At 68.2% G+C, this 6,937-nt stretch carries 6 protein-coding genes and 1 pseudogene; 3 read left to right on the top strand and 4 right to left on the bottom strand.

Annotated features, from left to right (window positions below):
• Both ACLQ6X_RS12030 and ACLQ6X_RS12025 read right to left on the bottom strand, forming a co-directional pair.
• Positions 1 to 454: DUF222 domain-containing protein (locus ACLQ6X_RS12030; protein WP_411700389.1), on the bottom strand; the 454-nt coding region annotated here is incomplete at its 3' end.
• Positions 455 to 763: 309 nt separating this feature from the next.
• Positions 764 to 2,569 (bottom strand): DEAD/DEAH box helicase, encoded by a 1,806-nt coding sequence (locus ACLQ6X_RS12025; RefSeq protein ID WP_411700388.1) that lies wholly within the window; start codon positions 2,567 to 2,569, stop codon positions 764 to 766.
• 396 nt (positions 2,570 to 2,965) lie between these two features.
• On the opposite strand from ACLQ6X_RS12025, the gene ACLQ6X_RS12020 reads away from it, so the two are divergent.
• On the top strand, positions 2,966 to 4,144 hold the full coding sequence (locus ACLQ6X_RS12020) for an ice-binding family protein (RefSeq protein ID WP_411700387.1): 1,179 nt from the start codon (positions 2,966 to 2,968) through the stop codon (positions 4,142 to 4,144).
• A gap of 162 nt (positions 4,145 to 4,306) precedes the next feature.
• Entirely contained in the window at positions 4,307 to 5,083 is a 777-nt protein-coding gene (locus ACLQ6X_RS12015; protein WP_411700386.1) for a DNA/RNA non-specific endonuclease, read from the top strand.
• Positions 5,084 to 5,089: 6 nt separating this feature from the next.
• Here the strand turns inward: ACLQ6X_RS12015 and ACLQ6X_RS12010 are convergent, their stop codons facing one another.
• Entirely contained in the window at positions 5,090 to 5,929 is an 840-nt protein-coding gene (locus tag ACLQ6X_RS12010; RefSeq protein ID WP_411700385.1) for a class I SAM-dependent methyltransferase, read from the bottom strand.
• A 179-nt stretch (positions 5,930 to 6,108) separates the two neighbouring features.
• Positions 6,109 to 6,588, bottom strand: a complete 480-nt coding sequence (locus ACLQ6X_RS12005) for an aromatic ring-opening dioxygenase LigA (RefSeq protein ID WP_411700384.1) — start codon at positions 6,586 to 6,588, stop codon at positions 6,109 to 6,111.
• Positions 6,589 to 6,713: 125 nt separating this feature from the next.
• Between ACLQ6X_RS12005 and ACLQ6X_RS12000 the strand changes: the two are divergent.
• A pseudogene (locus ACLQ6X_RS12000) lies at positions 6,714 to 6,937 on the top strand (ATP-dependent DNA ligase); the annotation flags it as partial.

Here is a 6,937-nt window from a genome sequence, read left to right as displayed (position 1 = left end):
TGCGTTCGAATTCGGTGGTGACGGTGTCGGAGAGTCCGGCGGTCTGGTCGACGATGATCTGCGCGTGCCGGTAGCTGATCTCGCCGGCGCCGAGTGCCCGGTGGGTGTCGGGCAGCGCCTGCACGAGCCGCTGCGATTCGCCGATCAACGTCTCCGCGGTGCGCTCGGGGATGCGGAGCCGGGCGGCGAGGTCGAACGTCAGCTCCCGCCGGGCACGCACCGCCGCGTTCCACCCGTGCGGTTCAGACCCGAGCGGCCCGCCGGAGGAGTTTTCTGCCGCGATGGCTTCGCTGGTGCGTCGGGCGGCGTCGATCAGTTCCGCCCGGGCGGCCGCGGTCGCCCCCTGGATGCGGTCGACGGTCTCGACGGTGTCGAGTACCCCGCCGAGCGTCCGGCGCAGCATCGCCACCCGCGGCGCCTCGGCCCCCGGTCGCCGCTCCATCAGATCTTCCATGCCCGAAGTGAAACCGCGGCCACCGACATTGCCCCGCACCGGCACAAAACCTGTGGACAAACCCGTTATCCACAAGTGAGACACACGCCGCAACGCCACACCCGCCACAGCTAAACCCGCCAGAAACCACAAAAACCTCGCGCCTCCGAAGAGGTGCGAGGCTTCAGGTGAAGGGCTACTCGCGGTCTGTCTCAGACCCGCCGCGCCATCCCAGCCACTTTGCCGTCATCACGAGCGTCACAAGTGCGACGCCGACGACGGCCAGAACCACGAAGTCCATGACAGTAGACCGGGCGAGTCTCGACGCGCCTACCGCGCCGGCCGGTCGCTGTACGAGTCGCGCTTCGGCCGGTCCCCGTAGGACTCACGCTTGGCCGGGCCGCCGCGGTCGGGCTTGATCTCGATCAGCTTGCCGCTGATGCGCGTGTCCGACAGCTTGTCGAGCACGTCGCTCGGCATGTCGGCGGGCAGCTCGACGAGCGAGAAGTCGGGGCGGATGTCGATGTGCCCGAAGTCCTCGCGGCTGAGCCCACCTTCATTGGCGAGAGCGCCCACGATCTGGCGCGGTTCGACGCGGTGACGCTTGCCGACCTCGATGCGGTACGACGTGAGCGGCTTGCCACTGCGCGGCCGACGCTCGGCGCGCTCCGGCCGGTCGGGTCGGTCGTCGCGGAACGAACGTTCGGAACGGCCCTGGCGGTCGTTCTGGTCACGGTCCATACGCTCGCGCTCACGACGCGCGAAACGCGGGTCGTCGGGCGAGAGCAGCAGGGGAGTGTCACCCTGGGCCACCACGGCGAGCGCAGCCGCGACGTCGGACTCGACCACGTCGTGGTGCTCCACATAGTGCGCGATGATGTCGCGGAAGGTGTTGAGCGTGCTCTCGTCGCCGAGTGCAGCGGTGATCGCGTCGTCGAAGCGGGTGAGGCGCGTGACGTTGACGTCTTCGACGCTCGGCATGCGCATCTCAACCATCGGCTGGCGCGTGGCCTTCTCGATGGCTCCGAGCAGGCGACGCTCGCGCGGGGTGACGAAGCTGATCGCGGCACCACTGCGTCCGGCACGACCGGTACGGCCGATGCGGTGCACATACGACTCGGTGTCGATCGGGATGTCGTAGTTGACGACGTGGGAGATGCGCTCCACGTCGAGGCCTCGAGCCGCGACATCCGTAGCCACCAGAATGTCGAGCTTGCCGTTCTTCAACTGCTCGACGGTGCGCTCACGCTGGGCCTGCGCCACGTCTCCGCTGATCGCGGCAGCCGAGTATCCGCGCGCGCGCAGCTTCTCGGCGAGCGTCTCGGTCTCGTTCTTGGTGCGCACGAAGACGATCATGCCCTCGAAGTTCTCCACCTCGAGGATGCGGGTGAGCGCATCGATCTTCTGCGGGTACGACACCATCAGGTAGCGCTGCGTGGTGTTCGCCGAAGTGGTGGTCTTGTTCTTGACCGTGATCTCTTCGGGGTCGTGCAGGTACTTCTGCGAGATGCGACGGATCTGCGCGGGCATCGTCGCCGAGAACAGGGCGATCTGCTTGTCGTCGGGGGTGTCGGCGAGAATCGTCTCGACGTCTTCCGCGAACCCCATCTTCAGCATCTCGTCGGCCTCGTCGAGCACGAGGTACTTGAGCTGGGAGAGGTCGAGCGTGCCCTTGTCGAGGTGGTCCATGATGCGGCCGGGAGTACCGACGACCACGTGCACGCCGCGACGCAGCGCCGACAGCTGCACGCCGTAGCCCTGTCCGCCGTAGACGGGCAGCACGTGCACGCCCTTGAGGTGCGAGGCGTAACGCTCGAAGGCCTCGCACACCTGCAGCGCGAGCTCGCGGGTGGGGGCGAGAACGAGCGCCTGCGGGCTCTTCTGGCTCAGGTCGAGGCGGGAGAGGATGGGCAGCGCGAAGGCGGCCGTCTTACCGGTACCGGTCTGGGCCACACCGAGAACGTCGCGGCCCGAGAGCAGTGGCGGGATCGTGGCGGCCTGAATAGCCGACGGGGTCTCGTATCCGACATCTTTGAGTGCCTTGAGTACTGCGTCGCCGAGCCCCAGCTCGGTGAAAGTGAGAGTGGCGGGGGCAGCTTCTGCCTCGCCGGGTGCGGATGTTTCGGGGGAAGTCATGGGTCAACGGTAGCCGCTCGTCCGCCCGCTCCGGGCCGGATTCCGCGAAATAGCGGCGCGAGGGGGCCGTAACGGTGGCCGCGTCGGGTCTTTTGGCCGGCGCGGAAGCAAACTAGGGGGGCTTCTGCCGCGCCGCCGAATCTTCACCTCGCGGCAACCCTCCTGTGGCCGTCGGCGGCGAATTGCTGGCCCTCGGCTCGGCGTTAATCGTGTGGCGCGCGCGCTCGCGCGATGCCGCGCGAGTAGCGCAAAAGACGCTACGCACGCCAGTCGGCATACGTCAATGCCCAAAAAGGGCCTAGGCGCCTCAGGCGACGGGGTGTTTCATTACGACAAGAAGTGGAAAAACTTCTCTTTTTTTATTCTCCCCGTATCACGGCTAGAAGGAGATCTCGCATGACCGGTTCGTTCAACCGTCGCGGCTCAGCGGCTCTCGCTCTCGTCGTTGCGATGGGCATCGCCATCCTTCCGGCAACGGCCGCTTCGGCGGACGTCACGATCGACGGCCCCATCAACCTCGGCACCGCAACGGCCTTCGGGGTGCTCGGCGCGAGCACGGTGACCAACACCGGCCCAACGAACATCACCGGCGATCTCGGTCTGAGCCCCGGAACCTCCATCACCGGCTTCCCGCCCGGCATCGTGCTCGGCACCCAGGAACCGACCACCGCGGTGGCCGCTCAGGCCCAGGCCGACCTCACCACGGCCTACAACGTGGCCGCGAGCCTCACCCCCACGTCGAGCGGACTCTCCGACCTCGTCGGCCTGTCGCTCACCCCCGGTGTGTACTCGGGACCGACCCTCTCCCTCTCCGGCGATCTGACGCTCGCCGGCACGGCCGAGTCGGTGTGGGTGTTCCAGGCGGACAGCACGCTCATCACGAGTTCGGCGAGCCGCATCCTGCTCACCGGCGGAGCCAGCTCGTGCAACGTCTTCTGGAAGGTGGGCAGCTCGGCCACCCTCGGCACGGCCTCGCAGTTCGTCGGCACGCTCATGGCGAGCCAGTCGATCACCGCCACGACCTCCGCGACCGTTCAGGGCCGACTGCTCGCCGACAACGGCGCCGTCACCCTCGACAGCAACGTGATCACCCGCCCGGCCGGCTGCGAAGACGCGAGCACGACCGTTGTGCTGGCCAGCCCGACCTTCACCTCGGGCGCCCCCACGGCGACCGCGACGGTCGGCACGCCGTACACCTCGACCGTGACGGCTTCGGGCAACCCGGCGTCCAGCTTCCGGATCTCGGCGGGCGGCCTGCCCACCGGCCTCACCCTCGACGCGACGAGCGGCGTCATCTCGGGCACGCCGACAACGGCGGGCAGTTTCGCGTTCACCGTTACCGCCAGCAATGGCGTCTCGCCCGACGCCTCCCAGTCCTCTACCGTGACGGTCGCCGCGGCCGCCGCGGTCGGGATCAGCGCGACGTCGCCCGGCCTCACCTCGAGTGCAACCCGCGCGAGCGCGGCAGGCGAGCTGGCGGCGACGGGCGCCGATCTCACGCCCATCCTGGTTCTGAGCTTCCTGTTGCTCGCCCTGGGCGGCACGCTGCTCGTGCGCTCCTCGCGATCGCGTTAGGCGCAGCGCAGGGGTCACGAACCGGCCATCCGAATGTCATTCGTGTCTGATCGAATAGACGGCGTGCCAGAACAGACTGCGGATGCGACCAGCGGGTACGACCCGACCTTTCTCTCGGTGCCTGCAAAATCGGTGCCTGCACAATCGGTGCCCACAAAATCGGTGCCTGTCGAACCCGTCGAGCTCCCGTTGCCGGGCACCCGGCAGCCGACGATCCGGCTCGACTACACCCACTTCAGCTTGCTGCTCGATCCCGAGCGCCGGCTCGCCGCCGCCACGGCGGTCAACATCGACGGCGCCCGACTCGTCGACGTCGAGCGCGGAGACGACTGGCACCTCGACCCGCGGGTCGACGAGAGCGAGCAGGCGGGCGGCGAGCTGTATGCCCGCAACGACCTCGACCGGGGTCACCTCGTGCGTCGCCGTGACCCCGTGTGGGGCCCAGATGCCGAACGGGCGAACCGCGACACCTTCGTCTACACGAACGCCGCACCCCAGGCGGCCCAGTTCAACCAGTCGAAAGAGCTGTGGTCGGGGCTCGAAGACTACGTGCTCGCAAACGCCGAGACCTTCGACCGCCGCCTGAGCGTCTTCACCGGCCCGATCTTCGGCGACGACGACCCGACGTACCGCGGGGTGCGGATCCCGCGCCTGTTCTACAAGGTGGCCGCGTGGGCGAACGAGCGAGGCATCGAGGCCGCCGGCTACATCCTCGACCAACGGCCGCAGCTCGACGACATCGACCTCGCCACCGCGACCGCGCTGGCGGTCGGCGATCCGCCGCCGCTCGGCCCGTTCCGAACCTTCCAGGTGCCGATCGGCGACATCGCCGCTCTCGCCGGGCTGTCGATCGACGCCCTCGTCGACGCCGATGTGCATGCGACGCAGACCTCGTGGCTGCTGATGACGCAGCGCAGCGAGATCCTGCTCCAGCGCTGAGCCGGCTCAGCTGCGACGCGCGGTCAGCAGCAGGTACTCCCATTCGAGCACGAGGGAGCCGTCGGATCCTGTGTCGAATCGTTCTGCCAACGCCGCGAGGTCGGCATCGAGCGCCGCCGTGCGCTCGGGGTCGTCGCCGACGTTGCGGTAGGCGGCGATGGTGGGCCCGTAGTGTGACGCGAAGTACTGTCGAAACTCGTCCGGCGCCGCGAAACGGTCGATCGTCACGGTGCCCGTCGACACCGACACCTCGGTGACGCGGTCGCCGAGCAGACCGCGCACGTGCTGCTCGTCGCCCCACAGCGGCGGCGGTTCGGCCCCGGCCGGGGGAGCGGCGGCGTAGGGCTTCATGGTCGCGAGCATCTGCCCGACGAAACCTCCGGGCGTCCAGCTGAGCAGGCCGATGCGGCCTCCCGATCGGCAGACGCGCACCAGTTCGTCGGCCGCGACCCGGTGGTGTGGCGCGAACATCACGCCGATGCAGGAGAGCACCACGTCGAACTCGCCGTCGGCGAACGGCAGCGCCTCGGCGTCGGCCTCACGCCACTCGAGTTCTGCGCCACGCTCGGCCGCCTGGGCGCGGCCCACGTCGAACAGCTCGGGGGTGAGATCGCTCGCGGTCACGGTGCCGCCGGCGACGGCGGCCGGGATCGAGGCATTACCCGACCCCGCCGCGACGTCGAGCACCCGGTCGCCCGGTTGCACCCCTACCGCCTCGACGAGGATCGCACCGAGTGACGAGATGAGATCGCTCGCCAGTTCGGGGTAGTTGCCAGAAGCCCACATGGCGCGGTGCCTGGCTTTAAGAGCGCGGTCGGCGTCGACCGCGTCCGTCACTTCAGTCATGATTCCTCCACACTCGGATCGGCCGCGACACTGCGGCCGTTCCGAGTGTGCTCCGCTCCTGCGCCGCAGCACACCCCCCCACGACTCGAACAGGTCCGGATGCGCCGAAAACCCGCCCAACAGGGAGAAGCGCGCGGTTCGGGTCGCGGCGTCCTGTTGGGCGGGCTGAGGTGTGTCGGTTAGGCGGAGCCCTCGCGACGCTTGTTCGACGGCACGATGGCGGTCAGCGACCAGCCGATGAGGCCGACGAGCAGCCCCGAGCCGATGGCGAAGGCCGCGACGCCGAAGGAGACGACCGAGGTGAAGAGCGAGGTGCGAAGGAACGAGGCGTTCATCACGGTGGCGCGGATCGGGTCGTCCTGCTCGAGCTCGGCGTAGGTCATGCCCTCCGCCATCTCGAGCGCGTGGTGGTTGATGATGTCCGCCTGGGCGTAGGCGGAGAACGGGCCCACGACGGGAGCGCCCGCCATCATCGACGCGTCGTCGCTCACGGTGATGTTCTCGTCGGCGAGCTGGCCGCTCACCAGTCCCCAGACGACGCCACCGCCGATGATCATAACGAGGCCGCCCAGAATGGCGAGGAATCCGACCACCCTGATGGCCGTCGACGTGCGCGCAGTGATGCCGAGCGTTGTGGTGTTGACGGTCGTGGTGGTCACGGTGTGCCTTTCGTTGCGGGAACCGGAGTGGCTCTCATGACTGCAGTCTGCTCGCAATCTCGAGAATCCATCAGGGCACAAGGTCCCGGGTTCCCGACCGGGGCGCAACTGGTTACGGTTGCCCCATGGCAAGCGAAGCGACAATGCTCACGGTCGGCGAGCGCGAGGTGCGCATTTCCAGTCCGAGCCGGGTGCTCTGGCCCGACCTCGGCATCACCAAACTCGACCTCGCGAAATACCTCAGCGAAGAGCGCGTCGGTGCGGCGTTCATCGCGGCGAACGGTGATCGACCGGTATCGCTGCAGCGCTTCCCCGGCGGCATCGACGGCGAGCAGTTCTTCTCGAAGAA

Source organism: Conyzicola sp. (genome assembly GCF_046714715.1).
Lineage (GTDB): Bacteria > Actinomycetota > Actinomycetes > Actinomycetales > Microbacteriaceae > Conyzicola.
The sequence above is the reverse complement of the archived record's forward strand: the minus strand, read 5'-3'. Positions and strand labels throughout refer to the sequence as shown.

Bases quoted from the DNA above. Each gene is read 5' to 3' on its own strand.
- ACLQ6X_RS12025 (WP_411700388.1), bottom strand. From the start codon at position 2,569: ATGACTTCCCCCGAAACATCCGCACCCGGCGAGGCAGAAGCTGCCCCC.
- ACLQ6X_RS12020 (WP_411700387.1), top strand. From the start codon at position 2,966: ATGACCGGTTCGTTCAACCGTCGCGGCTCAGCGGCTCTCGCTCTCGTC.
- ACLQ6X_RS12010 (WP_411700385.1), bottom strand. From the start codon at position 5,929: ATGACTGAAGTGACGGACGCGGTCGACGCCGACCGCGCTCTTAAAGCC.